This window comes from Mycolicibacter engbaekii, from assembly GCF_002101585.1.
Taxonomy (GTDB): Bacteria; Actinomycetota; Actinomycetes; order Mycobacteriales; family Mycobacteriaceae; genus Mycobacterium; species Mycobacterium engbaekii.
Map to the genome: position 1 here is coordinate 1 of NZ_LQOT01000024.1, position 25,586 is coordinate 25,586.

A 25,586-nucleotide genomic window follows, 5' to 3' on the forward strand; every position below is an offset into this window, starting at 1 on the left:
GGCGGCGGCGGCGCCGGTCCCGCCGGCGCCGCCGCCGCCCGGGCCGCCGCCGGCCCCCCCGTTATCCCCGGTGGACGGCCTGTCGGCGATGTACCTGGTGGCCGGGCTGCGCCAGCAGGCCAGCCGGGCGGCCGGCACCAGCGCGCGGCGCCGAGCCCCCGAGCCCGACACCAGCGAGGTCGCAGCACCCGCCGCTGCGGCGGAGGTGCCGGCCAAAGCGCGCCGGCGCCGGCGGGCGAAGCTCGACATGATCGGCCGCGGGTATGAGTACATGGATCTGGAGGATTCCGACGAGGACGCTCCGCCGGGCCCGCAACCGGGCGGCTTGACCGCGTTGACCGGTAGTGCCTTGAGCGGCGGCGTGGTCACCCCGATGACACCCGGGACCTGGATGACGCAGCAGCAGACCCAGGCGCCCTGAGCCTCGCCGGTGGTCTTGTGCCTGGCTCAGCGTGGCGGACGAGCCGCCGGGCGGTGGCTCAGCGCGCAGTCCTGACACAGTCCGCCACCGGGTGTGCGGTAGAACAAGCAGCAGCTGGTCCGCCGGTAGTCGGTTGTGGGGTCGTCGAAACGCAGTGTCCCGGCAAGGCGTTCGTCGTCGACCAGGTGCCGTGCCAGCTTCCAGCTCAGCTGGTCGGTCAGGTTGCCGCCGTGGTGCCGGTGCAGGGCGTGCGCGGCGCCCAGTGCCGCGGCGGCGGCGTTGCCGAGCAGGAGCCGCTCGGAGACCGGGCCGAGCCGGCGTACCGCGGCTGCCAGCGGTTGCAGGTGTCCCGCCAGGATCTGCTCGCCCACCCGCGCCGACATCCGCCCGGGGGTCTCCCCAGGGCCATGCCATGCCAACGGCTCGGGCAGGTGCAGTCCGATGGTGCCGCCGCATTCGGCGTACCGGAGTCGGCCGGGATCGAGGTCGATCAGCAGCGCGTGTTCGGCCGCGGCGCCCAGGCCGATGGACCACAACCGGGCGGCGTAGCCGAGGTAGAAGGTGGACGCTGCCACCCGAAATTCCGACGCCCCGATGCGTTCCCGCACCCGGGCGATCAGGCCGGACAGCAGCTCCGGGTCGGTATAGAGCTCGGCCACCGGCCGCCAGTGCGCCGTGCCGGCGGCCGACAGCGTGAAATATGTTCCGACGGCGGCCAATTCATTCAGGGCCGCGACGGTGCGATCCGGCGGAGCGCAGCGGTGCGCCGTCGTGGGCAGGCTGCGCAGCAGCCGCGCCAGGTCCGGCAGTGCGGTGTCGCGATCTCCGTTGACGGTGCGCACTGTGATGGCGCGGGATTCGGTTGCCGTGAGCACGATCTCGGCGGGGGCGTCGCGGTGGTCCGGGGGTCCGAAGCCCTCCCGCGCCAGCACCCGGTACAGGGCCGAACGCAGCGGTTCGGCGGCGTCGACTCGCGCGGTGCGCACGCGGCGGTCGCCGGTGCGGGTGTCGAGTTCGAACATGCCGCTGCCCGGGTCGAAACGCAACGTGTCGTTACCGAACATCTCGCCGATGCGCCCGGACAACATCAGCTCCTCGCCGACGGTGTCCACGCAGGTGCCCGCCGGATCCATCAGCCACACCCGGTCGGCCACCCGCAGCGCCAACTCCAGGTCATGGGTGCTGAGCACCACCGCCATCCGCTGCTCGCGGGCCAGCTCACGCAGCAGGCCGAACAGCGCGGCCCGCGAGGACACGTCCAGGAATGCGGTCGGCTCGTCGAGGATCAGCAGACCTGGCTGTTGGGCGAGCGCCCGCGCGGTCAGGACGCGCTGGCATTCGCCGTCGGACAGTTCGGCGGCCGGCCGCGGTGCCAGATGCTGGGCGCCGGCCGCCGCCAGCGCCCAGTCGACGATCTCCTCGTCGGCCGGGCGCAGCCGGGCGCCCAGGCCCAGATGCGGAATGCGGCCGAGTCCGACCAGTTCCCGCGCCGACAGCAGACCGGGATCGACCCGCCCGGTCAGCACCACCGCCACCCGGCGGGCCAGCTCGTCGCGGGGCAGCGCGGTCAGCTCGGCGCCGTCCAGCAGGACGCGTCCGCCCAGAGCCGGCTGCAAGCCCGCCAGCGTGCGGATCAGGGTGGACTTGCCCGCGCCGTTGGGCCCGATCAGCACGGTCAGCTCACCGCGGCGCGCCCGTGCGCTCAGCCCGGCTGCCACCGTCACCGATCGGCGCCGGCGGCGGTAACCGATCGCCAGGCCGTCGAGCTCGACGGCCGGTGCGGCGCCCGCGCCCGTCATGCCGGCAACCCCCGGCGGGCCCGCAACAGCACGGCGATCACCAAGGGTGCTCCGATCAGCGCGGTGACCGCGTTGATCGGGATCACCACGTCGCTGCCGGGCACCTGACTGACGATGCCGCAGGCCAGCGCGGCGGCGGCGCCCAGCAGGGTCACCGCCGGCACCACCACCCGGTGGTCGGAGGTGCCCATCACGAGCCGGGCGACGTGCGGCACCACCAGCCCGAGGAACGCGACCGGCCCGCAGAATGCGGTGGTCACCCCCGCCAACAGCGACGCCGAGGCCACCGTCACGACCCGGGCCCGCCGGACATCGATGCCCATGGTCGCCGCGTAGCTCTCGCCGAGCAGCAGGGCATTGAGCGGCCGGACCGTCAGCGCCGCGGCCACCAGCCCGACGGCCACCAGCGGCAGCAGCAGCCGCAGGTCCGACCAGCTTGTTGCGGCGAAGCTGCCCAGGCCCCACAGCAGGTACTGCTGCACCCGCTGCGGATCGGAGTACACCAGCGCCAGGCTCACCAGCGCGGTACTGGCCGCACCGACCATCACGCCGATCAGCAGCAGCGTCGCCGCCGAGCTGGTCCACCGCGACAGCACCAGTACCAGGCTGAGCATCGCCGCGGCCCCCAGCGCTGCGGCCAGCACCTGCGCCGCACGACCGGCACCGGCCAGGGCGGTGGTGAACCCACCGCCGGCCGCGCCGGCGGCCAGCACCACCAGCGCGACTCCCAGGCTGGCTCCCGAACTCACGCCGAGGATGTAGGGATCGGCCAGGTTGTTGCGGAACAGGGTTTGCAGCTGCAGGCCGGCGACCCCGAGTGCGGAGCCGGCGGCCAGCGCGGTGAGCACCCGCGGCAACCGCATGTTGCCCACGATCACCTGCCAGCGCGGATCGGAGGGCGGCGCACCCACCAGCACCCGGATGGTGTCGGGCAGCGGCACCCGCACCGGGCCCAGTGCCAGGCCCAGCAGGACCAGCAGTACCACCGCGGCGGCGAGGGCGGCCAGTACCACCGCGGCGCGCGGCCTCACGGCTGCACCCGCCGGTAGAACTCGAAGTCGTGCTGCCCGGCGAGGTCGGGGTGCAGGATCGCAACCAGGTCACCGAGCAGCAGATCCGGCCGGGCGGCTCCCCGTTCCCAGTAGGTGTTGCCGCCGCCGGGGGACACCGCCTTGGTTGCCGACCACACCTGACCGGTTCGCAAGGCGCTGAGTTCGCCGTATCTGCTGTCGAGGGCCACCGCGTCCGCGAGTGTCCGCCAGTCGTCGGTGACCAGCCACAGCGGCGCGGTCCCCGCCCGGGCGTAGACCGACTCGAAGTTCAGGTGGCGGCTCTGGGCGCCGGTGTCGGACAACCACGGGTAGGACCCGCCCGCGTCGGCGACCAGACGTCCCGCGTAGCTGTCGCCGGTGGGCATCGTCCAGCTGCCCGAGTACATGGTGCCGACCAGGACCTCGACGGGTTCGACGGCTGCCGCCCGCTGCGCCCAGGAACGGTAGCCGGCACGGATGGACTCGTAGACCTGCCCCGCCTGACGTTCGGTTCCGGTCAGCGCGGCGAACATCTTGATCCACTCGGCCCGGCCCAGCGGGGTGGGTTCCAGCCATTCGGCGTCGGCGACCACCGGGATACCGGCCGCACGCAGCGCGGCATAGCCGGGATCGTCGATGCCGCCGGTGACCACCAGGTCCGGGGCGGCGCCGATCACGCTTTCGGTGTTGATCTGCCCGCCGGGGGCATAGCCGGCGACCTCGCCGGCCGCGATGCGAGCGCGCAGCTGCGGGTCGGTCACCGCCGCCGGGCTGGCCACCCCGGTGACCACGGTGGTTTGGCCGAGTTCGGCGATCATCGCCAGATGTGTCGTCGAGCCGGAATACAGGCTGCGCACCGGAACGGTGATCTGCGGCGCCTGCGCCAGCGCACCTGACAGCTCCGGGGCGGGCGCTCCGCAGCGCACCAGCACGTAGCGTTGCGGCTTGCCGCCGGGATAGGGCTGCGTGACGGTCAGGATCTGGTAGCTGCGGTGGTACTCGATGGCCACGTTGGTGGCCTCGGTCAGCGTCGACTTGTCCGGGAAGTAGTCGACGGCCGGATCGAAGTCGGTGATGCAGCCCGGGCCGGATCGCGGCGGGCGGGAGGCGGGCTCGGCACAGCCGGCCAAGGCGGCGGCCAGCGCCACCAGTAGTGCAGGAACTACCCGCAGCGCACGGGACATGGGCGCAAAATCAGTTTCCTCGTCATCGCCTTACCGCGACATTCTCGCATGCCGTCCGGCGGCGACCGGGCGCCAGACCGCACGGCATGGCCGGTGTGCACCCCGGGCCGGTGCCGGGCGCGGCGTTGCGGCAGGCTTAGCGCGACGGCGACGGCGACCGGGAGGACAGCTGATGGGGGGAATCCTGATCGCCGGAACCACCAGCGACGCCGGTAAGACCGTGGTTTCCACCGGGATCTGCCGCGCCCTGGCCCGCCGCGGGGTGCGGGTGGCTCCGTACAAGGCGCAGAACATGTCCAACAACTCCATGGTGTGCCTGGGCGCAGCCGGGGTGGCAGCCGAAATCGGTCGAGCGCAATGGATTCAGGCCCGCGCCGCGCGAGCCGAACCGGAGCCGGCGATGAACCCGGTGCTGCTCAAACCGGGCAGCGACCAGCAGAGCCACGTGGTGCTGATGGGCCGGCCGTGGGGGACGTTGTCGTCGTCGAATTGGCTGCACGGGAGGGCGGCGCTGGCGACGGCGGCGCACCGGGCCTACGACGACCTCGCGGGGCGTTACGACGTGATCGTCGCCGAGGGGGCGGGCAGTCCGACCGAGATCAACCTGCGCGCCGGGGATTTCGTGAACATGGGCTTGGCGCGGCACGCGGGCCTGCCGGTGGTGGTCGTCGGTGACATCGACCGTGGCGGGGTGTTCGCGGCGTTCTTCGGCACCGTCGCCCTGCTCTCGCCGGAGGATCAGGCATTGGTGGCGGGATTCATCGTCAACAAGTTCCGCGGGCGCCGGCAACTGCTCGAACCCGGCTTGGCGGACCTGGAGCGCCTCACCGGCCGGCGGGTGTTCGGCACCCTGCCATGGCACCCGGAGCTGTGGCTGGACTCCGAGGACGCCCTCGACCTGGACGGCCGGCGCTCGGCGCGTCCCGGGGCACGGCGCGTGGTGGTGATCCGGCTGCCGCGGATCAGTAATTTCACCGACCTGGACGCCCTCGGCCTGGAACCGGACCTGGATGTGGTGTTCGCGGCCGATCCGCGTGGGGTGTCCGATGCCGATCTGGTGGTGTTGCCCGGAACCCGCGCGACCATCAGCGACCTGGCCTGGCTGCGTTCCCGGGGGATCGACGCCGCGATCGCCGCACACGCCGCCGCGGGCCGGCCGGTGCTCGGGATCTGCGGCGGCTTTCAGATGCTGGGCCGGGCGATCCGCGATCCCGAGGGGATCGAGGGCCCACCCGGCGATGTGGCCGGGCTGGGCCTGCTGGACGTCGAGACCTGTTTCGCCGCCCAGAAGGTGCTGCGGCTGTCCGGGGGCGGATACGAGATTCATCACGGCCGGATCACCCCGGGCCCGACTGCGGGGGCCGACGAGGCATTTGCCGGCGGTGTGCGCGCCGGCCAGGTTTTCGGCACGATGCGGCACGGGTGCCTGGAGGTCGACGCCCTGCGTGCGGCGTTTCTGGCCGACAGTCTCGGGCTGGCCCCCTCCGGGGTGTCCTTCCCGGTGGCCCGGGAACGCCGACTCGACCTGCTCGCCGACCTGATCGAGGAGCATGTGGACGTCGATGCGCTGTTGGATCTGGCGCGCGGCGGGCCGGGCCGGGGGCTGCCCTTCCTGGCGCCGGGCGCGCCGTGAGGCCGCGTGACGCCGGGACCGGCGCTATGCGGCGATGGTGGCGAGTTGCAGCGCGGCACCCGCGGTCAACAGTGCGCCGACTTTGACCACCTCCAGGCCGGCGTAGGCATAGTGCGCCGACGAGCGCTCGATCATGCCGCCGGCCGGGGCGGTCTGTGCCGCCAGCACCGCGTCGGAACGTCGGCGCAGCCGCGGCCGGACCACCAGCATCTGCACGGTGAGCACCGCCACCGCGAGACCGATCCCCGCCAACGCCGCCGTCCCGGGCGCGGCGGTGGCGACCGCAACCAGCACGACGGTCGCCAGCACGATCTCCACCGCGTTGAGCGCCCGGAACACCAGCCGGCCGATTCCCAGCCCGAGGGGGATGGTGATGCCCGGCGCCCGGAACTTCAGCGGGGCCTCCAGGAAAGAGATCGCCAGCACCATGCCCAGCCAGGCGAAGACCACTGCCGCCGCAAGAGCGCTCATACCGCCACCTCCAGAAGTGTCTGTGTCTGTCAGTAGCAGGTAACCTACCGGTGTCGCCGGGCGCCGGAAAAGGGTCTTTGGGCGGTAATCCCGGCCACCGGCCATCAGGCAGACTGGCAGCCGTGATTGTGGAACACGCGGTACTGCCCATCCGGCCGGGCAGCGAAGCCGAATTCGAGGCGGCATACGCCCAGGCCCGGCCGTTGATCTCCTGCCAGCCCGGATTCCTGGGTATTTCGATGTCCCGCTCGGTGGAATCGCCGAACCTGTATCTGATGCTGGTGCAGTGGGAGAACGTCGAGGCGCACACCGAGGGATTCCGCAAGTCGCCGGAATTCGGGCGGTGGCGGGCGTTGTTGCACGAGTTCTACGAATCACCCCCGGTGATCGAGCACTTCGTCGGTATCGACTGAAGGGATGGCCGCCCGTGGACGCCGAACGCACCCTGGAGTTCAACGCACGTAATATCGCGGAATTCCGCGGCAGCGGCGGAAAGCTGGGCGGGCCGTTCGAAGGGGCCCCGGTCCTGCTGCTCACCACCACCGGGGCCAAGTCCGGGCAGCCGCGCACCAGCCCGATGATGTACCTGCCCGAGGGCGACCGGATCTTCGTGTTCGCCTCCAACGAGGGCAAAGACCACCATCCGAGCTGGTATCACAACCTGCGGGCGAACCGCTCGGCGACGGTCGAGCTGGGCACCGAGACCTTTCCCGTCATCGCCACCGAGATCACCGGGGCAGAACACGACCGGCTCTACGCGATCCAGGCCGAGCGCTATCCCGGCTTCGCGACCTATCGCGAACGCACCGAGCGGATCATCCCGGTGATCGAGCTGACCAGAACCGAGGCGTGAGCGGGCCCGTCACACGCGTGGTTCGCCGATCGACGGCGTCTCAGTCCCGGATGTGGGTCAGCCGATAGCGGCGTTCCATGTAGGTCGTATCGGGTGCGGCGAAACCGAATTGCTCGTACAGGCCATGCGCATCGGCGGTGTGCAGCGTCCACCGGAAGTCCCTGCCCGGGCCCTCGTCGATCATGGTGCGCAGCAGGCCCTTGCCGATCTCCAGGCCGCGCTGGTCCCGCGCGACGTAGACGTCCGCCAGGTAGGCGAAGGCGACACCGTCGGAGACGGCGCGGCAGAACCCGACCATCGCGCCGTCGCCGGACCGGTAGGCGCCCACCGTGCGCCACGCACTGTCGAGTTGGCGGTCGAACATCGCACGGGTGCGGTACTTCGCCCAGTAGGTGTGCTCGACCAGCTCGGCCCACAACCAATCCCGGTCGACACGCGCACCGTCGGTCGAGAACTCGACACCGTCCGGGGACGTCATCCCTGCCTCCTCATCCTGTCCCGCACCACACACCACGCCACCGCGGTGAGCAGGGCGCCGGCGTTCACCCGCCGCGCCAACCGCACCGTGGGTGCGATGTCGCAGGGCGCCGGCGCCCGACCGTAGCCCATCGGCGCGCGGTGTTCACACCGATCGCCGTAATCGTTGTTGACCCCACCGAAGCGCAGTCCCAGCGCACCGGCGAAGGCCGCCTCGACCACCCCCGCATTGGGGCTGGGATGGTGCCGGGCGTCACGGCGCCAGGTGCGCAGCGCGGCGCGCGGATCGGGTCCGAGCGCAGCGGTCAGGCACAGCGTCGCCGCCGGGTGCACAATCCCGGTGGGGTTGGTCGGGTTGCCGACGACCACGAGGTCGGCGTCCGCAGGTATCGCATCGGGGTCCAGCGCAAAGTCGTCGGTGTCGCGACACAGCACCGTGGTGACGGTGTGGCCGGCGGCGACCAGCGCGGCATGGGGGCCGGTGTGGACACCTTTGCGGTGACGGCCACCGAGATCACCGGCGCCGAACATGACCGGCTCTACGGGATCCAGGCGCAGCGCTAGCCGGGGTTCGCCACCTATCGGGAGCGCACCGAACGAATCATCCCAGTGGTCGAGTTGATCAAAGACGACGCCTGAGCCCGGCTAGGCGGCTTCGCCGTGAGGGTTTCGTGGTTGGCCACGCCGCGGGTCAGAGGATGTAGAGCATCTCCTGATAGGTCGGCAGCGGCCACAGGTCGTCGGCCACCACACTCTCCAACGTGTCGGCGGCGACCCGGACAGCGTCCATGGCGGGCAACAGCGCCTCCTGGGCATGCTTGGCCTCATCGAGCGCTGACTCCGCCGAATGCTCTGACAGCGCCTTCTTCAAGGTGTCCAGGGCCGCGACGAGCGCGTTGATCGGCTCCGAGATGTTCTGTAGGAGTGTCAGACTCGGTGTCACACCGGCTGCCGTCAATGCCGCGACGTTCTGCGCAAGCTCGGTTTGGTAGCGGATCGCGGCCGGCAGGATGGTGGTCGAGCCGAGTTCCAGGGCCAGCTTGGCCTCGACGGCGATGGTCAGCGCGTACTGTTCCAGTCGCACCTCGTAGCGACTGTGCAGCTCACGCTCGGTGAACACGCCGTACTTCTCGAAGACCTCTACTGCCTCGGGCTTGATCAGTTCCGGGATGGCGTCCAGCGTGGTCTTGAGGTTCAGCAGCCCGCGGGTGGCGGCCTCGGCCTGCCAGTTCTCCGAATAACCGTCCCCGTTGAAGACCACCGCCCCGTGTTCGGTGATGACGTCGGTCAGCAGCTTCTGCACCGCGGTGTCGAACTCTTCGCCGTCGGCCACCGCCTGCTCCAGGTTGGTGGCCAGGTAGTCGAGTGAGTCGGCCATGATGGTGTTCAGCACGATCATCGGCACGGCGACGGTCTGACCTGAGCCGGGTGCCCGGAATTCGAAGCGGTTGCCGGTGAAGGCGAACGGGCTGGTGCGGTTGCGGTCGCCCGGGTCGGTGGGCAGCTCCGGCAGGGTGTCGACGCCGATGATCATGCTGCCCTTGCCTTTTGACGACGTCGCAGCGCCCTTGGCGATCTGTTCGAAGACGTCTGCGAGCTGATCGCCGAGGAAGATCGAGATGATCGCCGGCGGCGCCTCATTGGCGCCCAGTCGGTGGTCGTTGGTGGCCGAGGCCACCGAAACGCGCAGCAGTCCGCCGAATTTGTGCACGGCGCGGATGACCGCCGCGCAGAACACCAGGAATTGGGCGTTCTCATGCGGGGTGTCACCTGGCACCAGGAGCGAACCCAATTCGGCATTGCCCACCGAGAAGTTGACGTGCTTTCCTGAGCCGTTCACCCCGGCGAAGGGCTTCTCGTGGAACAGGCACTCCATGCCGTGTTTCTTGGCGATGGTCTTGAACACGGTCATCAGCAACTGCTGGTGATCTGAGGCGATGTTGGCCCGCTCGAACATCGGGGCCACCTCGAACTGAGCCGGGGCAACCTCGTTGTGGCGAGTCTTGGCCGGAATACCGAGCTTGAACAGCTCCCGCTCGGTGTCCATCATGAATCCCAGCACCCGCTCGGGGATCGCCCCGAAGTAGTGGTCGTCGAACTCCTGCCCCTTGGGCGGCTTGGCGCCGAACAAGGTGCGGCCGGCGTTGATCAAGTCGGGCCGTGCCAGGAAGAAGTGCCGGTCGACCAGGAAGTACTCCTGCTCGGGGCCACAGAACGAGACAACCTTCTCCAAGTCCTTGTGCCCAAAGAGATTCAGAATGCGCTCGGCGTGCACACCCATGGCCTGTTGGCTGCGCAGCAGGGGGGTCTTGTAGTCCAGAGCCTCACCGGTCATCGACACGAACACCGTGGGGATACACAGGGTGTTGCCGTTGGGGTTCTCCAGAATGTAGGCGGGGCTGGTCACGTCCCAGCCGGTGTAGCCGCGCGCCTCGAACGTCGATCGCAGACCTCCGGACGGGAAACTCGATGCGTCAGGCTCGCCCTGGGTCAGGGTCTTGCCGGCGAACTCAGCCAGCGCCTTTCCGTCTGAAACCGGCTCAAGGAAGCTGTCATGCTTTTCTGCGGTCAGCCCTGTCATCGGATAGAAGACGTGCGCGTAGTAGGTCGCGCCCTTCTCCAACGCCCAGTCCTTCATCACAGCGGCAACCGCGTCGGCCACCGTCGGATCCAGCTTGGCGCCCTTTTCGATGGTGGCTACCACCGATTTGTAGATCGCCTTGGGTAGCCGGGACTGCATCTCCGCCTTGGTGAACACGTTGGCACCGAAGATCTCACCCGGGGCCTTTGTGGGGTCGAAGCTGAACGCGGGGGGCACATGGGCTTCGACTTGCGCAATCGCCTGCAAGCGGGTGGCGTTTCCACTCAATGGACTTCCTTCCGTACACATGGCGTAAGTTGCTTCACCCTAGGAAGGTTTGATGGCGGAGCTGTTACAGCGGTGTCACGGGCGCAATTCAGGGACCGGCACAATCATCAATTCATCGACGGGTATCCGCAGAACCGGTCGGTCAGGGGGCAACCACTACCTTTACCGCCTGATCTCGCCAGCAAGACACCACGCCACCGCAGCAAGCAGGGCGCCGACGCCCACCCGCCGGGCCAGTCGCGTCGTCCGCGGAATATCCGACGGCACAGGCGCTCGCCCGCATCCCATCGGTGCCCGATCCTCGCGCCGATTCCCGTAGTAGGTGTTCACCCCACCCAGTTGTAGGCCCAGCGCACCGGCGAAGGCCGCCTCGACCACCCCCGCATTGGGGCTGGGATGGTGCCGGGCGTCACGGCGCCAGGCGCGCAGCGCGGCGCGCGGATCGGGTCCGAGCGCAGCGGTCAGGGCAGCGCTCAACCGCGCGGCGGGATATCCCAGCACGTCATCGAGCCGGGCCGCCGCCCACCCGAATCGGGCGTACCGGGCGTTGCGGTGACCGACCATGGCATCCAGGGTGTTGGCGGCGCGGTGCGCGAGCAGGCCCGCAACACCTGCTCCGGCGCCCCAGAACAACGAGGCAACCACCGCGTCGGAGGTGTTCTCCGCCACCGACTCGACGACGGCGCGGGCAATCTCGTCGGCTCCCAGCGCGGCCGTGTCCCGGCCCACGAGGCTGCGCACCCGCACCCGAGCCGTCTCGACGTCACCGGCGTCCAGCAGATCCAGCACGGCTCGGGCCTCGCGCTCCAGGGAGCGCCCGCCGAGCACCGCCCAGGTGGCCGCCGCGGTCAGTGCCGTGCTGGCCCAGGGGGTGCGAATCCGTTGCTGCGCCGCATATCCCAGCCCGACGGCACCACCGACCAGCAGCACCACGTGGCCCAGTCCGGCGGCCCGGCTGTCGCGGTACACCCGCCGCTCCAGCGCCTGGGCGCACCTTCCGAAACCGGCGACCGGATGCAGCCTGCGCGGATCGCCCCAGGCCTGGTCGGCGGCGTAGCCCACCGCCAGCCCGAGCGCCCTGGCCGGGATCACCGCAGGATCCCGGCCAGGGCGCTCAGCAGCTGGTCGGTCATCGGTGGGGGCCGGACGGCGATGCGCACCCAGGTGTCATCCAGGCCCGGAAAGCTGTCGGCCCGGCGCACCGCAATGCCGTTCGCGCGCAACAGCTGGTGGACGCCCCGGCCGACCTGGGCCAGCACAAAGGGCGCCGCGCCCGCGACGAGCCGGGCTCCGCGCGCGGTCAGCCCGTCAGCGAGGTGTGCCCGCCAGCTCGCCAACTGCCTGGCCCGGCGGTCGCTTTCGCGCAACGCCCGCTGCTCCGAGCAGGCCAGCATGGCGGCCAGTGCCGGAGCGGACACCGACCAGGGGATCTGCAGGCGGGCGGCGTCGGCCAGCAGCGCCGGATCGCCCAGCAGATATCCGGCGCGTACCCCCGGGATCGACCAGTGCTTGGTCAGGCTGCGACTCACCAGCAGGCCCGGTCGTCGTTGGCCGGCGAGCGTCTCCGGTTCCCCGGGGACCGCATCGAGGAACGCCTCGTCGACCAGCACCACCCGGCCTGGGCGCAGCAGCCCGCACAGCGTCGCCGCCGGGTGCACAATCCCGGTGGGATTGGTCGGGTTGCCGACGACGACGAGGTCGGCGTCCGCAGGTATCGCGTCGGGGTCCAGCGCAAAGCTGTCGGTGTCGCGACACAGCACCGTGGTGACGGTGTGGCCGGCGGCGACCAGCGCGGCATGGGGGCCGGTGTACTGCGGATGCACCACCACGGGGTGGCGCCAGGGGCGCGCTCGCGCGACCAGGTCGAAGGCTTCCGATGCGCCTGCGGTGGGCAGCACCTCCGTGGTGGGAAGACCGTGGCGGGTGGCCAGGGCGGCGCGGGCCGGCGCTGTCTGGGGGTAGGAGCAGGCGGCGTCGAGCGAGGCGTGCAGGGCGTGCTCGAGCCAGTCCGGGCGTTGCCCGGCGTAGACGTTGACCGCGAAGTCGAGCAGGCCGGGCCCGGCCTCGCTGTCGCCGTGATGGTGCAGATCCGGTTCGTTCAGCCGACTCACCCCGTCGCCGCGGACACGGCGCGGCCGGCCGGTGTGCCGCCGAGTGTCCCGGCATCGCGCTGTGGCATGGATACTCCGCTCGTGTGGCCGGCGACGCGAAGCAAGGATTCAGTCAGCGACCGCGCGCACCGGACGCGCCGCGCAGCGGCATAACGGGCCGGGGCTTCAGTCACACACCGCGTGCCTGGCGCTTCGCGCCGATACCCTAACACTCGGGCCGCGGACGCCGGCCGAGAAAGGGCACAGGGCCAATGAGTGCACCCCGAGCAGACCTGACCGGATGGGTCGCCGAGTCGTTCACCGGCGGCGAGTTCACCCACGACGTTTACCGCAAGGGCGAGGGGCCCGGCGTGGTGCTGATCCCCGAGATCCCCGGCGCGCACCCGGGGGTGCTGGCCCTGGGAAATTACTTGGTGGACAACGGGTTCACTGTCGCCATCCCGTCGCTGTTCGGTCGCCCGGGCAAGGCGATCACGCCTGGCTATGCGTTGACGACGCTCACGCGCGCCTGTGTGGCAAAGGAATTCGCCGCATTCGCCACCGACAGGCAGCGGCCGGTGACCCAGTTCCTGCGGGCCCTGGCCCGCGACCTCAACGCCAAGACGCCGGGTAAAGGTGTCGGGGTGATCGGGCAGTGCCTGACCGGCGGCTTCGCGCTGGCCGCCGCCGTCGACGACGCGGTGCTGGCACCGGTGCTCAGCCAGCCCTCGGCGCCGATCCCGCTGACACCACGGCAGCGCCGCGACCCCGGGCTCAGCGAGGCGGAGCTGGGCCGGGTCGCCGACCGTGCCGCCAACGAGGGGCTGTGCGCGCTGGGCCTGCGGTTCAGCGAGGACAAGATGGCGCCGGGCGACCGCTTCGCGACGCTCAAATCCCGACTCGGGGACGCCTTCGAGGTGATCGAGATCGACTCCTCGCCGGGCAATCCCCACGGGTTGTCCCGGATGGCGCACTCGGTGCTCACCGATCAGGTCCGCGAGGCCGACGGCCACCCCGCCTACGAGGCACGCAAGCGGGTGGTGGCATTCCTGAACGAGCGACTGACCCAGCCGGGGGTGTAAAACTTCGCGATTCGGCACCGGTTGCTTTGGGTATCTTGCAAGGGTCGCCGACCGGGAGCAAGAGGCGCGCCTGGTTGCCTGGCCGGTACGCCCTGGCGCGCTGTCGACCGGACAGAACAGGTGGATCGCCATGACCCAGACTCAGCTCGTCGAACCCGCCGTCGTAGAAGCCGAAGGTGGTGGCAAAAAACAGATTTGGCCGCTTCCGGTCGGCAAGGCCAACCTCCTGAAGCTGTTGCACCTGTGCTTCGACGAGTACTGGGACCAGATCTGGTTCGGGACCATCATCCAGGGTGCCGCCTGGGAGGTGGTCGCTCCGAATGCGCCCAAGAAGATCTCGGTGGCCGACGGGTACGCCACCGTCGACTTCGGCCGCTGGCACTTCCATCTGTGCATCGGCACCCACGTCGGGGCGCCCCGGGAGTTACGGAAGGTCCGCCAGTGCGCGCGTGCGGAGCTGTACCGGTTCTTCGGGCGCGACGGCGATCCCTCGTCGTGGGGGGTGCGGCTGTTCAACGGGCGCGATGAGCAGATGATGACGGTGCTGCTGCCGAACCCGTTTCTGACCAACGATCAGCAGTTCCGGGCCGAACCGGCGTGGGAGCAGCTGGAGCTGTGGGACCGGCTGCGGTCGGAGTTCCTGGGGCTGGAGCCGGATCCGCTGGACCGGACCGGCAGTCGCATCACCTGCGGCTGAGCCGGCCGAACGATCTTGCGAGCTATGCTGTGGTTTCAGCGCGTGACAAGTGTGGCCGTGGGCCGTAGTCAATGCGGCCGGCGACCGGTATCGAGGATCGCCCATGAGAACAGCTGCCGAACGCCAACAACAGCTCTCGCTGCTAGCCAGGCTGCGTACCACCTTTCCCGAGGATCCGGAATGGCCTATGCCGGATCAGGTCAGCCAGGATCACTACTGGGCCTATCTCAAGACGAGCCACGACGTCGGCGGGGAACCGGCGGCCCCAGGGGTCTTCGAGAACAAGGAGGAAGAGCGCTGGGAACTGATGACCTACGTCCTGTGCGAAACGCTCGGGTGGCGCGGGATCTGGGTCTCCGAGGAACGCCGGCGCATCGGCAACGTCGACGTGGGCCGGGCGGTGTACCTCGGCCTGCCCTACTACGCCCGATGGTTGTGGGCGGTGGGCCGCGTGCTGATCGAGAAGAAACACATCACCTCAGGTGAGCTGACCCAGCGCCTGGCGCAGGTGTATGACCGGTTCGCCGGGCTGCCGGCCGGTGCCCACGTGGAGGCCCAGCCCCGCTGCGAAGGCGACGGTTCCGCCGTAGCCCGCAACAAGCACCACCTGGACGCGGTGGGCATCGGCGATCCGCAGAAGTTCGCCGGGCGCGCCGCCCCGGCGCGCTTTTCGCTCGGTGATCGGGTCCGGGTGCGGAATCTGCCCGTGATGTTCTACACGCGCACCCCCGAGTACGTGCGAGGCGCCACGGGCACGATCGCCGAAGTCGCCTATGAGAGCCCGGCTCCCGAGGACGAATCGTGGGACCGCCTGGAGGCACAACCCGAGTGGTTCTACATCGTGCGGTTCAACCAGACCGAATTGTGGGATACCTACACCGGACCGGCCCACGACAGCCTGCAGACCGAACTTCCCGAACGCTGGTTGGAGCCGGCCTGACACCTGCGGCGGAAAGGCCCGACCATGCACGATCACGACCACGACCACGATCACGCCCGCACGGTCAAGCCGATGGTCGAAGAGATCACCGACTTCGAAGTCCTGGAAATCGCGCTGCGCGAACTGTGTATCGAAAAGGGGCTGTTCACCGCCGAAGATCACCGCCATCTCACCGAGTACGCCGAGAACATCGGCCCGACCGCGGCCGCCCGGCTGGTCGCCAAGGCCTGGGTCGACCCGCAGTTCAAAGCCGCGGCCCTCGCGGACCCGATCGCCGCATGCAAACAGGTGGGTGTGGACTGGCTCGAACCCACCGGGTTCGGCACGCCCAGCGACTTCGTCGCCTTCCACATTCTCGAGGACACCCCCACCGTGCACCATGTGATCGTCTGCTCGCTGTGCTCGTGCTACCCGCGGCCGATCCTGGGTAACTCCCCGGAGTGGTACCGCACCCCGAATTACCGGCGCCGGATCGTGCGCTGGCCGCGGCAGGTTCTCTCCGAGTTCGGCCTCGAACTCGGCGAGGACGTGGAAGTGCGGGTGGAGGATTCCAACCAGAAGCACCGCTTCATGGTGATGCCGCTGCGGCCGCCGGGCACCGAGGGCTGGACCGAGGACCAACTGGCCGAGATCATCACGCGGGACTGCCTGATCGGCGTCGCCCTGCCCAAGGCCGGGGTGACCAGCAATGTCATCACCAGGACCCGCCCGGCGAACAACCCGATCACCGGCAGCGGTGCGCCGTCGTGAACCCCACCGTCCCCGGTCCGCAACCCGAGTTGGGTGCCCAGGTCATCGCGACGCTGGCCGAGATCGCCGAAAGCAACCAGTCCTGGCCGGTCATGGCGGCCAAATACGGTGTCGAAAACCCCCTGCCGCCGTGGAAGACCAGCCTCGACGGGATGTGCGACGCCCTCGATACCGGGGACTTCGGCTTCAAGGACCGCCGCGACGACGAGGACGCCCTGTCGGCGACCCGCTATCGGCAGTTGCCGTTCCCGGAGAGCCAGCTGGTAGCGCTGGCGCACTCGCTGATCGCCCGGGGCGTGATCGACGAGGCCGAGCTCGCGCAACGCCTCGCGGCGGTCCGCGCCCGGCTGGAAGCGGGCTGAGGCGTCAGGCCGTCAGGGCCGCCACGGCCGGGCCGAACATGGTGGCCTTGATCGCGCCGAGTGTGCCCGGATCCTTGCCCACCAGCGGCCGCAGCCTCTCGACCGCGGCCGGGGTCACCGCGCCCTCGCCGGCGGTGGCGTCCACGATCGCGAACCGCTGCGCGTCCACCCCGCCGAACCGGCGCCCGGTGGTCATCGACGCCACCTGCGCCTGCGGGGCGAGCTTGGCCTGGATCAACGCCGCCATTCCCGGCGTGAACGGGATCCGGATGTCGACCTCGGGCAGGCAGAAGAAGCCGCGGTCGGCGCGCATCACCCGGAAGTCGTGGGCCAGGGCCAGCATTGCACCGGCCCCGAAGGCGTGGCCGACGACCGCTGCCGCGGTCGGCAACGGCAGTGTCAGTACGCGCGCCAGCAGGGCCTGCACCCGTCCGACGTACCACCCGGTGCGCTCGCCGTTGGCCATCAGCCAGTCCAGGTCCAGGCCGTTGGTGTAGAACTTGCCGCCCGCCGTGGTGACCAGGCCGTGCGCCTTACCCGCGGCGTTGGCGGCCAGCACATCATCGAGGATGCGATCGATCTCGTCGAGAAAGTCGGGGGAGAAGCGGTTCTCGTCGTCGCCGAGGTTCAGCACGGCGATCGTGTCGTCATAGGTCAGGTCCACTTCGCGGGTTCCTCTCTGTGGGGTGGCCCGACCGACAGCACGGCGCCGACCGCCGCCTGCAGGTGGGCACGGGCAACGGTGCTGCCCAATCGATTTCGGTTCACGATGACGGCCGTCGGCAAGTCGACGACACAGGTGGTGATGGTGTCGACGGCGGTGGCGTCGCGGCGCTGCCACAACGCGTCCGCCAGCGCGATGAGCACACCGACCAGCTCGCTGCCGATGCTGCGCAGTTGCTCGCCCAGCGGGGCGGGCAGGGTGGCGTCGGCCAGCTCGTCGCGCCGAATCGCGAAGAGCAGAGCGCAGCCGTCGGGATGGCGTTCGGCGAACACCGCCGGAGCCTCGGCCGCGGCGATCACCGCCGCATGCGGGTCCGATGCGCCGCCGATGAGCTCGGCCTGGACCGCCAGGAAGCGCCGGGCGGCCCGTAGCCAGGCGGCGGCGATGAGCCCGGCACGGGATCCGAACCCGTGGTAGACCGCGCCGTTGGAGGCGCCGGTGGCCGCACCGACCGCGCGAATCGTCACCGCGGCGGGGCCGGACCGCGCGGCCAGGGACTCGACGGCGTCCAGCACCTGGTCGGGGTCGTAGACGCGCGGGCGGGGCACCGGATCACGTTAACAGAGCGCCTGCTCTGTTACCACCTGCGGCCGATCGGATCCCGGCGTGACAGGATCAAGCGATCATGAGCACTAGCCCCTCGCGCCCCGTCGTATTCTCCGGTGTCCAGCCCACCTCCGACTCGCTTCACCTGGGCAATGCCCTCGGTGCGGTCGCCCAGTGGACCGGCCTGCAGGACGACAACGAGGCATTCTTCTGCGTCGTCGACCTGCATGCGATCACCGTGCCGCAGGACCCCGCCACGCTGCGCCGGCGCACCCTGGTGACGGCCGCCCAGTACCTGGCGCTGGGAATCGACCCGGCGCGCAGCACCATCTTCGTGCAGAGCCACGTACCGGCTCACGCCGAGCTCGCCTGGGTGCTGGGCTGTTTCACCGGGTTCGGTCAGGCCTCGCGGATGACGCAGTTCAAAGACAAGTCCCAGAAGCAGGGCGCCGACTCCACCACCGTGGGCCTGTTCACCTACCCGGTGCTGCAGGCCGCCGATGTGCTGGCCTACAACGCCGAACTGGTACCGGTGGGCGAGGACCAGCGCCAGCACCTCGAGCTTGCCCGCGACGTGGCGCAGCGCTTCAACGCGCGGTTCCCGGACACCTTCGTCGTCCCGGAGGTGATGATCCCCAAGGCCACCGCCAAGATCTACGACCTGCAGGACCCCACCGCCAAGATGAGCAAATCGGCCGCCACCGACGCCGGCCTGATCAGCCTGCTCGATGATCCGGCAAAGAGCGCCAAGAAGATTCGTTCGGCGGTCACCGACTCCGAGCGCGAGATCCGCTACGACCCGCAGGCCAAGCCGGGTGTGTCGAACCTGCTGACCATTCAGGCCGCGGTCACCGGCTCCGACATCGACGCCCTGGTGCGCGGCTACGAAGGCCGCGGCTACGGCGACCTGAAGAAAGAGACCGCCGAGGCGGTGGCCGAATTCGTCACGCCGATCAAAGCGCGGGTGGACGAGTTGCTCGCCGACCCCGCCGAGCTGCAGGCCGTGCTCGCGGCCGGGGCCGAACGGGCGCGTGCGGTGGCCACCGCGACCATCGAGCGGGTGTACGACCGGGTCGGGTTCCTTCCGCCGCCGGCATGAGTAAAGCCGTGACCGACCGCTCCAAGCCGGGCCTGCTGGCCCGGCTGCGGTCGCGCTACCGCTGGCTGGATCACGTGGTGCGGGCCCAGGAACGCTACGACGAGTGCCAGGGCAACTTCTTCGCCGCCGGGATGAGCTACTACACCATCTTCGCGCTGTTCCCGCTGGCGATGGTGGGGTTCTCCGTGGGCGGCTTCCTGTTGTCGCGGCGGCCCGAGGTGCTCGACGAAGTCGAGCGCCGGATCAAGCACTCCATTCCGGGCGAGTTCGGTACCGAGCTGGTCACCCTGATGGACAGTGCGATCGCCTCGCGCGCGTCGGTGGGACTGATCGGTTTGGCGGCCGCCGGGTGGGTGGGCCTGACCTGGATCTCCAACCTCCGCGAGGCCCTCTCGGCGATGTGGGAGAGGCGTTCGGACAAACCGGGTTTCGTCTCCTCGAAGCTGTCCGACCTGGTTGCCATGGTGTGGGCCTTCGGCGCCACGCTGGTCACCCTCGCCCTGACTGCCCTGGCCGACCCGAAGCTGATGCGAAACGTCTTGCGCTGGATCGGGGTTCCCGACTTCACGCTGTTGGGCGGGCTGCTGCGGGTGGCGTCGTTGATGATGGCGGCGGGCGTGTCCTGGCTGCTGTTCACCTGGATGATCGCCCGGTTGCCCCGCGAATCGGTGAGCCTGCACAGTGCCATGGAGGCCGGCGCCATCGCCGCGGTCGGCTATGAGCTGTTCAAACAGGCGGGCTCGGTGTATCTGCAGTCGGTGATCAACGGACCGGCCGGCGCGGTGTTCGGACCGGTGCTGGGCCTGTTGGTGTTCGCCTATATCACCGCCCGGCTCGTCCTGTTCGCCACCGCGTGGGCGGCGACGTCGACGGAGCGCCGCAGGGGCTGAGGCCGCCGGGCCGGTGCCGGCGTCGGCTAGTCGGCCGCCGGGTCCACGAGGTCGGCGTACTGCGGGTGCTTGGCGATATAGCCGGCGACGAACGAACACGTGGGGACCACGCGTTTGCCGGCTGCCCGGGTGTCGTCGAGGGCGGCACCGATCAGGGTGCTGGCCAGCCCGCGTCCCCCGAACTCCTTCTCGATCACGGTGTGATGGAAGATCCGCTGGTCGCCGTTCTCGATGTAGTCGGCGAACCCGGCCTGTTGGCCGTCAACGATGATCTGGAACTGCCGGTTGTCATGGGTGACGGTCGGTTCGCTCATCGCCGCAGCCTAACTCAGCCAGGCCCCGCGCCGCATCACCCGGCAGACCCGCCAATCCCGGTCCAGTACCACTAGGTCGGCGTCGCGGCCGGTGGCCAGCACACCGGCCCGGTGCAGCCCGATGGCGCGTGCGGGGGTGGCCGAGGTCATCCGCACCGCGCCGGCCAGCGCCGCGTCGTCTGCTCCGAGCAGGCGCAGCGCGGTCGCGAACACCCGGTCCATGGTGGCGGTGCTGCCCGCGATCGTGGCGGTGTCGCGCAGCCGGGCCACTCCGTCGGCGACGTCGACGGCGAGCCCGCCCAGGCTGAACGCGCCGTCGCCGGCGCCGGCGGCGGCCATGGCATCGGTGACCAGCGCGACCCGGTCCGGCCCGGCGGTCGCCACGACGTGCCGGATCACGCCCGGGTGCAGGTGCACGCCGTCGGCGATCAGCTCGACGGTGACCCGCGGGTCGTCCAACAACGCCGGTACCGGTCCCGGCTGCCGATGATGCAGTGCCCGCATCGCGTTGAACAGATGCGTGCCGACGGTCGCGCCGGCATCGACCGCCGCCTGGGTCAGCTCATAGTCGGCATCGGTATGGCCCACCGCCACAACGACTCCCGCCTCGACGAGGCGCCCGATGGTGGCGATGGCGCCGGGAAGTTCGGGGGCCAGGGTGACCATCGCGATGGCGCCGTCCCCGGCGGCCAGCAAGGTATCGACCTCGGCGTCGGTCGGGCCCCGCAGCTGCCCGCTGTCATGAGCGCCGCAGTGCAACCGGCTCAGCCAGGGGCCCTCCAGGTGGATCCCGTCGACCACCCCGCGGGCGGTGGCCGCCGCCAGGAGGCGGACCTGCGTTACCAGAGCCTCCGGGGCGGCGGTCACCAGGCTGGCCAGCCCGCCGGTGGTGCCATGGGCGGCATGCAGCGCCGCCACCCGGTCCGGGGCTTCGGCGTAGGAGACGCCGGCGCCGCCGTGGCAGTGCATATCGACGAAGCCGGGCACCACCACCTGATCGCCCAGCTCGAAGTCCGGCCCGGTCGGTGGCCGGCCGGACCCGCAGGCTGCGATCCGCCCGTCGAGCACCGACAGCCAGCCCGGCCGCTGCACCCGGTCGCCGAGCACCACCGCGCCGGCCGCGATGACGGTCACGCCGGGGTCTGCCCCTCGGCGAGGAGGACGCCGGGCTGCTCCGGCGGCCACCGTCCGTCGTTCTCCCAGAAATGCCGGATGTCTTCGAGCTGGCGGCCTTTGGTCTCCGGTGCGCAGCGGTAGACGAAGATCAGGCTCAGCAGCGCCAGCCCGCCGAAGACCGCGAAGGTCCCGGCTCCTCCCAGCGCGTTGAGCATGGTCAGGAACACGGCGGCGACCATCGCGTTGGCCACCAGGTCGGAGGTCAGCATCGCCGAGGACCCCAGCGACCGCATGCGCGCCGGCAGGCTTTCCCCGGCGTAGACCCAGACCAGCGAACCGAATCCGAAGGTGTAGCCGACGGTGAACAGCAGCACCCCGCCGAACTTGATCGCCGCGGCGGCCGCGCCGAACGACTCGCCGGCGGCGAACGCCGCGACCAGCACCAGGTTGGCGGCGACCATGGCGGCGATCCCCGACAGCAGGATCGGGCGCCGGCCCACCCGGTCGATGATCGCCAGCGACACGATCATCGCCGCCAGTGCGGCGACCTGTACGAACGCCGGCAGGATCAGCAGCGCGAAATCGCCGTGAAATCCCATCTTCTCGAACAGCCGGGGGCTGTAGTAGACGATCGCGTTGATCCCGGTGATCTGGATGAAGAACCCCAGCGTCACCACGAACAACGTCGCCCGCAGGTAGGGCGGCCGCAGCATCTCGCGCAGCACGCCGACACCGCCGGCCTGTTCGGCGCGCAGGGTCCGGCTGATCTCCGCCAGCTCGCGGCGCGCGTCGGCGCCGGGCTCGATCCTGCGCAGGGTGCGTTCGGCGTCCTCGACGCGGCCCTTGAGCAGATACCAGCGGGCGGTGTCGGGAATGCGGGTCAGCATGCAGGTCACCAGCACGGCGGGAACTGCGGCCAGGCCCAGCATCGCCCGCCAGTTGCCGGTTCCGGCGAACAGGTAGGCGAACAGATAGCCGGCGATGATCCCGATCACGGTGGCCACCCCGTAGGCGACCAGCAGTGCGCCGCGGGCGTGGGCCGGCGCCGACTCGGCCACGAACACCGGTACCACCACCACCGACACCCCGATGGTGATGCCGAGCAGCAGCCGCGCCACCGTCAGCGTCGACACCGACGTGGATGCCGCCCCCAATATCGCGAAGACCGCGTAACCGACGGCCACCACCACCATCGAGCGTTGCCGCCCGATCGCGTTGGCCAGCCACCCGCCGGCCAGCGCGCCGCCGATCTCGCCGAGCACCGTGGCCGTGGTGATCATCTCCTGCTGTGCGGCCGAGACGCCGAAGTCGGCCTCGATGAACAGCAGGGCGCCGGCGATGTTGGACAGGTCGTAGCCGTAGATGATCCCGACGCTGGCGGCCGCCGCACCCACCAGCAACGCCAGCGGCGAGGAGCGGCGCAGTTCGGCGATTCGGCCCATCTGGCTCACGGTAGGTGATGCGGTCGGTTACCGGCGCTGCGGCACCGGAGGCTCGGCCAGCGTCGCATACCAGTAGGTCAGCCCCGCCGCGGCGAACTCGACGGCACACGAGACGACGAAGACCGGATGCGGCATGCCCACGTCGGCCATCGACATCAGCCGGGACACCCCGAGCAGGGCCATGGTGGCCGCCAGCAGGCGCACCGCCCCGGCCGGGATGGGGGAGCGCCGAAACGCCTCGAGATAGCCGACCCCGAAACCGATGAGCAGCGCGCCGGCCGCTCGGCTCTCGCTGTCCACGGTCGCGTTGACGGCTTGGCCGTCGGGAATGGCATCCAGCGAGAACGCCATCCGGCTGATCCCGATCCCGATCAGCAGCAGCCCGGCGAGCCAGCCGAAGATCCGTAGTGCCCTGATCACCACGCCGGGCCCCTGCCGGGGCGGCGGTTCACCGCCCGGGCTCCCATGATGAGCGCGAACACGATCACGGTCCCGACGATGCCCACCCCGACGCGAACCGGCACGGTGTCGTCGGACGGGCCCAGCGCCATGGCCTGCGGGCTGGGGACCTCGGCCGCGCTGCGCGGCGCCACCAGCGCCGGGTCCGGCTCGATCAGCGTTCCGACCCGGGTGCCGGGCGGCACGGAGAAGCCGTAGTCGAGCAGTTGGGCGGCTTGCTGCCAGGGCGGGATCGGTTGGCGGGTACCGCGCAGCAGCACCGCCACCAGGCGGCGCCCGTCGCGGGTGGCGGCGCCGACGAACGTCTGTCCGGCGTCGTCGGTGTAGCCGGTCTTGCCGCCCAGGGCGCCGGGGTAGTTGTAGAGCAGCTGGTTGTCGTTCTCGAGCTGGTATCCGGGCGTGTCCTCGTAGCCGGGGAAGTCGAAGGTGCGCGTGGCGACGATGTTGGCGAAGGCCGGATTGTTCCAGGCGTAGCGGTAGAACAAGCCCATGTCGTAGGCCGAGGTGCTCATGCCGGGCCCATCCAGCCCGGAGGGGGTGGCGGCGCGGGTGTCGCGGCCGCCGAGCCGGGCGGCCAGGGTGTTGATCTTGTGCAGCGCCACATCCATGCCGCCCAGCTGGACGGCCAGGGCGTGCGCGGCGTCGTTGCCGGAGCCCATCAGCAGGCCGTGCAGCAACTGGTTGACGGTGAAGCGGCCGCCGGGGCCGACGCCGACCCGGGTGCCCTCGGCGTTGGCGTCTTCCTGGGTGCCGACCACCACGGCGTTGGGGTCCAGCTCGTTGAGCGAAGCCATGGCCGTCAGTACCTTGATCACACTCGCGGGCCGGTGCCGCCCGTGCGGATCGCGCGCGGCGATCACCGCACCGCTGTCCAGGTCGGCCACCAGCCACGCCTCCGCGGAGACGTCGCCGGGCACCGGCGGGGTACCCGGGGCCACCACGATCCCGCAGCCGGCCAGGGCCTCGCCGCCGACCGGGGTGGCCGGTACCGGCAACGGCAGCGGGGGATCACCGGCCTGCGGCACCTCGGAGGCGTCCACCGCCGGCGGGGTGTTGACCCGGTAGGGGCAGCCGGCCGTCCCGGCGTTGAGGCCCGGGGTGGGATCTGCCGTCGCCAGGGGAGCGCCGGTGATCAGGAAACCCACCGCCACCACGGCCGATAACGAGCGTAGGAGAGTCATCGTGTGTGCAGGCTAGGCCACGGCCGGGGTAAAAACGGGGAGCCACGCTGTGGCTGGTGGGGCGGATGTTACAGCTGGAAGTAGGCCAGGCCGGGGCCCGCGATCCGGCCCAGCCAGAGCCGGCCGTCGCTCTCCACCACCCCGGTGGCCAGTCCGAAGTCCGGGTGTTCGGTGCGGAACTGGGCGAGCACCCGCCCGTCGTCGGCGTCGAACCCGACGACCCACACCACCGGGGTCGGATCGGGCAACCAGCGGTAGGGCAGCGCCCGCCACATCAGCTGGCGCAGTATCGGGGCGCGGGGGCTCAGCCAGTCCGCCAGCGCGTTGCGGTCCGAGACCATGGCCACCCAGATCCGGCCGTCGCGCCCGGTGGAGATGTTGTCGGGGTGACCGGGCAGCTCATCGACCAACGGGGTGATGCCACCCCGGCGCGGGCCGGTCAGCCAATACTTGGACAGGCGCCGCCCGGTGCTCTCGGCGAACACCACAGCCGATTCGTCGGCCGTCAGGGTGACGCCGTTGGCGAAATGCAGCCCGGCCGCCAGCACGCTGACCGTGCCGTCGGGATCGCGCCGCAGCAGGGATCCGCTGCCGCGGGCCTCGATCACCGAACCCTTGTAATACTCGTAGCGGAACCGGCTGGTCGATTCGGTGAAATAGATTGTGCCGTCTGCGGACTCGACAGCATTGGAGCAGAACGTCAGCGGCCGCCCGGCCACTTCGCTCACCAGGGTCTCCAGCTGCGCGGTCTGCGGGTCATAGCGCAGCAGGCCGCGGTGGCTGTCGCAGATCAGCAGCCGTCCGTCGCCGGTGAAGGCCAGTCCCAGCGGGCGCCCGCCGGTGTCGGTCACCACGTGTGGCGCCGTGCCGTCCGCGCCGACGGCGATGATGCGGCCGTCTTCGACGCCGGTCCAGATGGTGCCGTCGGCGGCGGCGACGACGTCCTCGGGCGCGGTGCCGGGAATCGGGACCAGCCGCAGCTCCGGCGCCGGATCCGGTGGGGGCAGCGGGCGCGACGGCGGGGGCTGCCAGCGGACGGGGTCGATACGTGGCTTGGGCACCGCGCAATTGTGTCGCGGCCCGGTGCGCCGCGCTACCGCCGCGGGCGGGCTGGGCTTATCCGGCCTCACCGTGCGCCGGCCCGCCTAGGCTGGTG

Annotated in this window: 27 protein-coding genes and 1 pseudogene; 11 read left to right on the top strand and 17 right to left on the bottom strand. The window is 70.3% G+C overall.

Going from position 1 to position 25,586, the window contains the following annotated elements; all coding sequences use genetic code 11:
* A pseudogene (locus AWC02_RS21850) lies at positions 1-421 on the top strand (hypothetical protein); the annotation flags it as partial.
* A 26-nt stretch (positions 422-447) separates the two neighbouring features.
* Here AWC02_RS21850 and AWC02_RS06090 read toward each other — a convergent pair.
* The 3 genes from AWC02_RS06090 to AWC02_RS06100 are packed head-to-tail and all read right to left on the bottom strand — an operon-like array spanning position 448 to position 4,435.
* Positions 448-2,220 (bottom strand): ATP-binding cassette domain-containing protein, encoded by a 1,773-nt coding sequence (locus AWC02_RS06090; protein ID WP_085127889.1) that lies wholly within the window; start codon positions 2,218-2,220, stop codon positions 448-450.
* The gene (locus AWC02_RS06095; protein WP_085127890.1) at positions 2,217-3,251 is read right to left on the bottom strand and encodes a FecCD family ABC transporter permease; all 1,035 of its coding nucleotides are present in this window, start codon (positions 3,249-3,251) and stop codon (positions 2,217-2,219) included. The genes AWC02_RS06090 and AWC02_RS06095 overlap by 4 nt, the downstream gene beginning before the upstream one ends.
* Complete coding sequence (locus AWC02_RS06100; RefSeq protein ID WP_085127891.1) at positions 3,248-4,435, bottom strand: ABC transporter substrate-binding protein; 1,188 nt, start codon at positions 4,433-4,435, stop codon at positions 3,248-3,250. The genes AWC02_RS06095 and AWC02_RS06100 overlap by 4 nt, the downstream gene beginning before the upstream one ends.
* Positions 4,436-4,607: 172 nt before the next feature.
* On the opposite strand from AWC02_RS06100, the gene AWC02_RS06105 reads away from it, so the two are divergent.
* Positions 4,608-6,068 carry a cobyric acid synthase gene (locus tag AWC02_RS06105; protein ID WP_085127892.1) on the top strand — a complete coding sequence of 487 codons (1,461 nt, stop codon included), beginning with the start codon at positions 4,608-4,610 and terminating at the stop codon, positions 6,066-6,068.
* A 24-nt stretch (positions 6,069-6,092) separates the two neighbouring features.
* On the opposite strand, the gene AWC02_RS06110 is transcribed toward AWC02_RS06105, so the two are convergent.
* Positions 6,093-6,539 carry a hypothetical protein gene (locus AWC02_RS06110; protein WP_085127893.1) on the bottom strand — a complete coding sequence of 149 codons (447 nt, stop codon included), beginning with the start codon at positions 6,537-6,539 and terminating at the stop codon, positions 6,093-6,095.
* A gap of 122 nt (positions 6,540-6,661) precedes the next feature.
* Here AWC02_RS06110 and AWC02_RS06115 point away from each other — a divergent pair, with 122 nt between their 5' ends.
* On the top strand, positions 6,662-6,952 hold the full coding sequence (locus AWC02_RS06115; protein ID WP_085127894.1) for an antibiotic biosynthesis monooxygenase family protein: 291 nt from the start codon (positions 6,662-6,664) through the stop codon (positions 6,950-6,952).
* 14 nt (positions 6,953-6,966) lie between these two features.
* A complete protein-coding gene (locus AWC02_RS06120) occupies positions 6,967-7,392 on the top strand; it encodes a nitroreductase family deazaflavin-dependent oxidoreductase (protein ID WP_085127895.1) in 426 nt (141 codons plus the stop codon).
* 40 nt (positions 7,393-7,432) lie between these two features.
* On the opposite strand, the gene AWC02_RS06125 is transcribed toward AWC02_RS06120, so the two are convergent.
* From AWC02_RS06125 to cobC, 5 genes are all read right to left on the bottom strand, one after another.
* Positions 7,433-7,870, bottom strand: a complete 438-nt coding sequence (locus AWC02_RS06125) for a GNAT family N-acetyltransferase (protein WP_085127896.1) — start codon at positions 7,868-7,870, stop codon at positions 7,433-7,435.
* Positions 7,867-8,304 (bottom strand): cobalamin biosynthesis protein, encoded by a 438-nt coding sequence (locus AWC02_RS06130; protein WP_207568004.1) that lies wholly within the window; start codon positions 8,302-8,304, stop codon positions 7,867-7,869. The genes AWC02_RS06125 and AWC02_RS06130 overlap by 4 nt, the downstream gene beginning before the upstream one ends.
* Before the next feature lie 256 nt (positions 8,305-8,560).
* Entirely contained in the window at positions 8,561-10,738 is a 2,178-nt protein-coding gene (locus tag AWC02_RS06140) for a glutamine synthetase III family protein (RefSeq protein ID WP_085127898.1), read from the bottom strand.
* Between the two features lie 162 nt (positions 10,739-10,900).
* Positions 10,901-11,830, bottom strand: coding sequence for a cobalamin biosynthesis protein (locus tag AWC02_RS06145; RefSeq protein ID WP_085127899.1), 930 nt, complete (start codon positions 11,828-11,830; stop codon positions 10,901-10,903).
* The gene (gene cobC, locus AWC02_RS06150) at positions 11,827-12,849 is read right to left on the bottom strand and encodes an Rv2231c family histidinol phosphate aminotransferase CobC (protein ID WP_237160341.1); all 1,023 of its coding nucleotides are present in this window, start codon (positions 12,847-12,849) and stop codon (positions 11,827-11,829) included. The genes AWC02_RS06145 and cobC overlap by 4 nt, the downstream gene beginning before the upstream one ends.
* Before the next feature lie 251 nt (positions 12,850-13,100).
* Here cobC and AWC02_RS06155 point away from each other — a divergent pair, with 251 nt between their 5' ends.
* The 5 genes from AWC02_RS06155 (at position 13,101) to AWC02_RS06175 (ending at position 16,659) form a co-directional block, all read left to right on the top strand.
* Positions 13,101-13,910, top strand: a complete 810-nt coding sequence (locus AWC02_RS06155) for a dienelactone hydrolase family protein (RefSeq protein WP_085127901.1) — start codon at positions 13,101-13,103, stop codon at positions 13,908-13,910.
* A 130-nt stretch (positions 13,911-14,040) separates the two neighbouring features.
* Complete coding sequence (locus AWC02_RS06160; RefSeq protein ID WP_085127902.1) at positions 14,041-14,607, top strand: DUF7676 family protein; 567 nt, start codon at positions 14,041-14,043, stop codon at positions 14,605-14,607.
* A gap of 103 nt (positions 14,608-14,710) precedes the next feature.
* A complete protein-coding gene (locus AWC02_RS06165) occupies positions 14,711-15,547 on the top strand; it encodes an SH3-like domain-containing protein (RefSeq protein WP_085127903.1) in 837 nt (278 codons plus the stop codon).
* Positions 15,548-15,571: 24 nt separating this feature from the next.
* On the top strand, positions 15,572-16,297 hold the full coding sequence (gene scnC, locus AWC02_RS06170; protein WP_085127904.1) for a thiocyanate hydrolase subunit gamma: 726 nt from the start codon (positions 15,572-15,574) through the stop codon (positions 16,295-16,297).
* A gap of 92 nt (positions 16,298-16,389) precedes the next feature.
* Positions 16,390-16,659: a thiocyanate hydrolase gene (locus AWC02_RS06175; protein ID WP_109560901.1), complete on the top strand. Its 270-nt coding sequence runs from the start codon at positions 16,390-16,392 to the stop codon at positions 16,657-16,659.
* Between the two features lie 4 nt (positions 16,660-16,663).
* Here the strand turns inward: AWC02_RS06175 and AWC02_RS06180 are convergent, their stop codons facing one another.
* Together AWC02_RS06180 and AWC02_RS06185 are read right to left on the bottom strand one after the other, a co-directional pair.
* Positions 16,664-17,323: an enoyl-CoA hydratase-related protein gene (locus AWC02_RS06180; protein ID WP_085127905.1), complete on the bottom strand. Its 660-nt coding sequence runs from the start codon at positions 17,321-17,323 to the stop codon at positions 16,664-16,666.
* Positions 17,314-17,931, bottom strand: coding sequence for a TetR/AcrR family transcriptional regulator (locus AWC02_RS06185; protein WP_085127906.1), 618 nt, complete (start codon positions 17,929-17,931; stop codon positions 17,314-17,316). The genes AWC02_RS06180 and AWC02_RS06185 overlap by 10 nt, the downstream gene beginning before the upstream one ends.
* A 77-nt stretch (positions 17,932-18,008) precedes the next feature.
* Here AWC02_RS06185 and trpS point away from each other — a divergent pair, with 77 nt between their 5' ends.
* Together trpS and yhjD are read left to right on the top strand one after the other, a co-directional pair.
* A complete protein-coding gene (trpS, locus tag AWC02_RS06190; protein ID WP_085127907.1) occupies positions 18,009-19,028 on the top strand; it encodes a tryptophan--tRNA ligase in 1,020 nt (339 codons plus the stop codon).
* On the top strand, positions 19,025-19,918 hold the full coding sequence (yhjD, locus tag AWC02_RS06195; protein WP_237160342.1) for an inner membrane protein YhjD: 894 nt from the start codon (positions 19,025-19,027) through the stop codon (positions 19,916-19,918). Before trpS ends, yhjD begins: the two co-directional genes overlap by 4 nt.
* Before the next feature lie 26 nt (positions 19,919-19,944).
* Here yhjD and AWC02_RS06200 read toward each other — a convergent pair whose 3' ends face one another.
* From AWC02_RS06200 to AWC02_RS06225, 6 genes are all read right to left on the bottom strand, one after another.
* Entirely contained in the window at positions 19,945-20,232 is a 288-nt protein-coding gene (locus AWC02_RS06200) for a GNAT family N-acetyltransferase (protein WP_085127909.1), read from the bottom strand.
* 9 nt (positions 20,233-20,241) lie between these two features.
* Positions 20,242-21,366, bottom strand: a complete 1,125-nt coding sequence (gene nagA, locus AWC02_RS06205; protein WP_085127910.1) for an N-acetylglucosamine-6-phosphate deacetylase — start codon at positions 21,364-21,366, stop codon at positions 20,242-20,244.
* A complete protein-coding gene (locus AWC02_RS06210) occupies positions 21,363-22,772 on the bottom strand; it encodes a sugar porter family MFS transporter (protein WP_473086851.1) in 1,410 nt (469 codons plus the stop codon). The genes nagA and AWC02_RS06210 overlap by 4 nt, the downstream gene beginning before the upstream one ends.
* A gap of 45 nt (positions 22,773-22,817) precedes the next feature.
* On the bottom strand, positions 22,818-23,213 hold the full coding sequence (locus AWC02_RS06215) for a DUF4345 domain-containing protein (RefSeq protein WP_085127912.1): 396 nt from the start codon (positions 23,211-23,213) through the stop codon (positions 22,818-22,820).
* Positions 23,207-24,430, bottom strand: a complete 1,224-nt coding sequence (locus tag AWC02_RS06220; protein WP_085127913.1) for a D-alanyl-D-alanine carboxypeptidase family protein — start codon at positions 24,428-24,430, stop codon at positions 23,207-23,209. Before AWC02_RS06220 ends, AWC02_RS06215 begins: the two co-directional genes overlap by 7 nt.
* A 68-nt stretch (positions 24,431-24,498) precedes the next feature.
* On the bottom strand, positions 24,499-25,491 hold the full coding sequence (locus AWC02_RS06225; RefSeq protein WP_085127914.1) for an SMP-30/gluconolactonase/LRE family protein: 993 nt from the start codon (positions 25,489-25,491) through the stop codon (positions 24,499-24,501).
* Positions 25,492-25,586 lie beyond the last annotated feature (95 nt).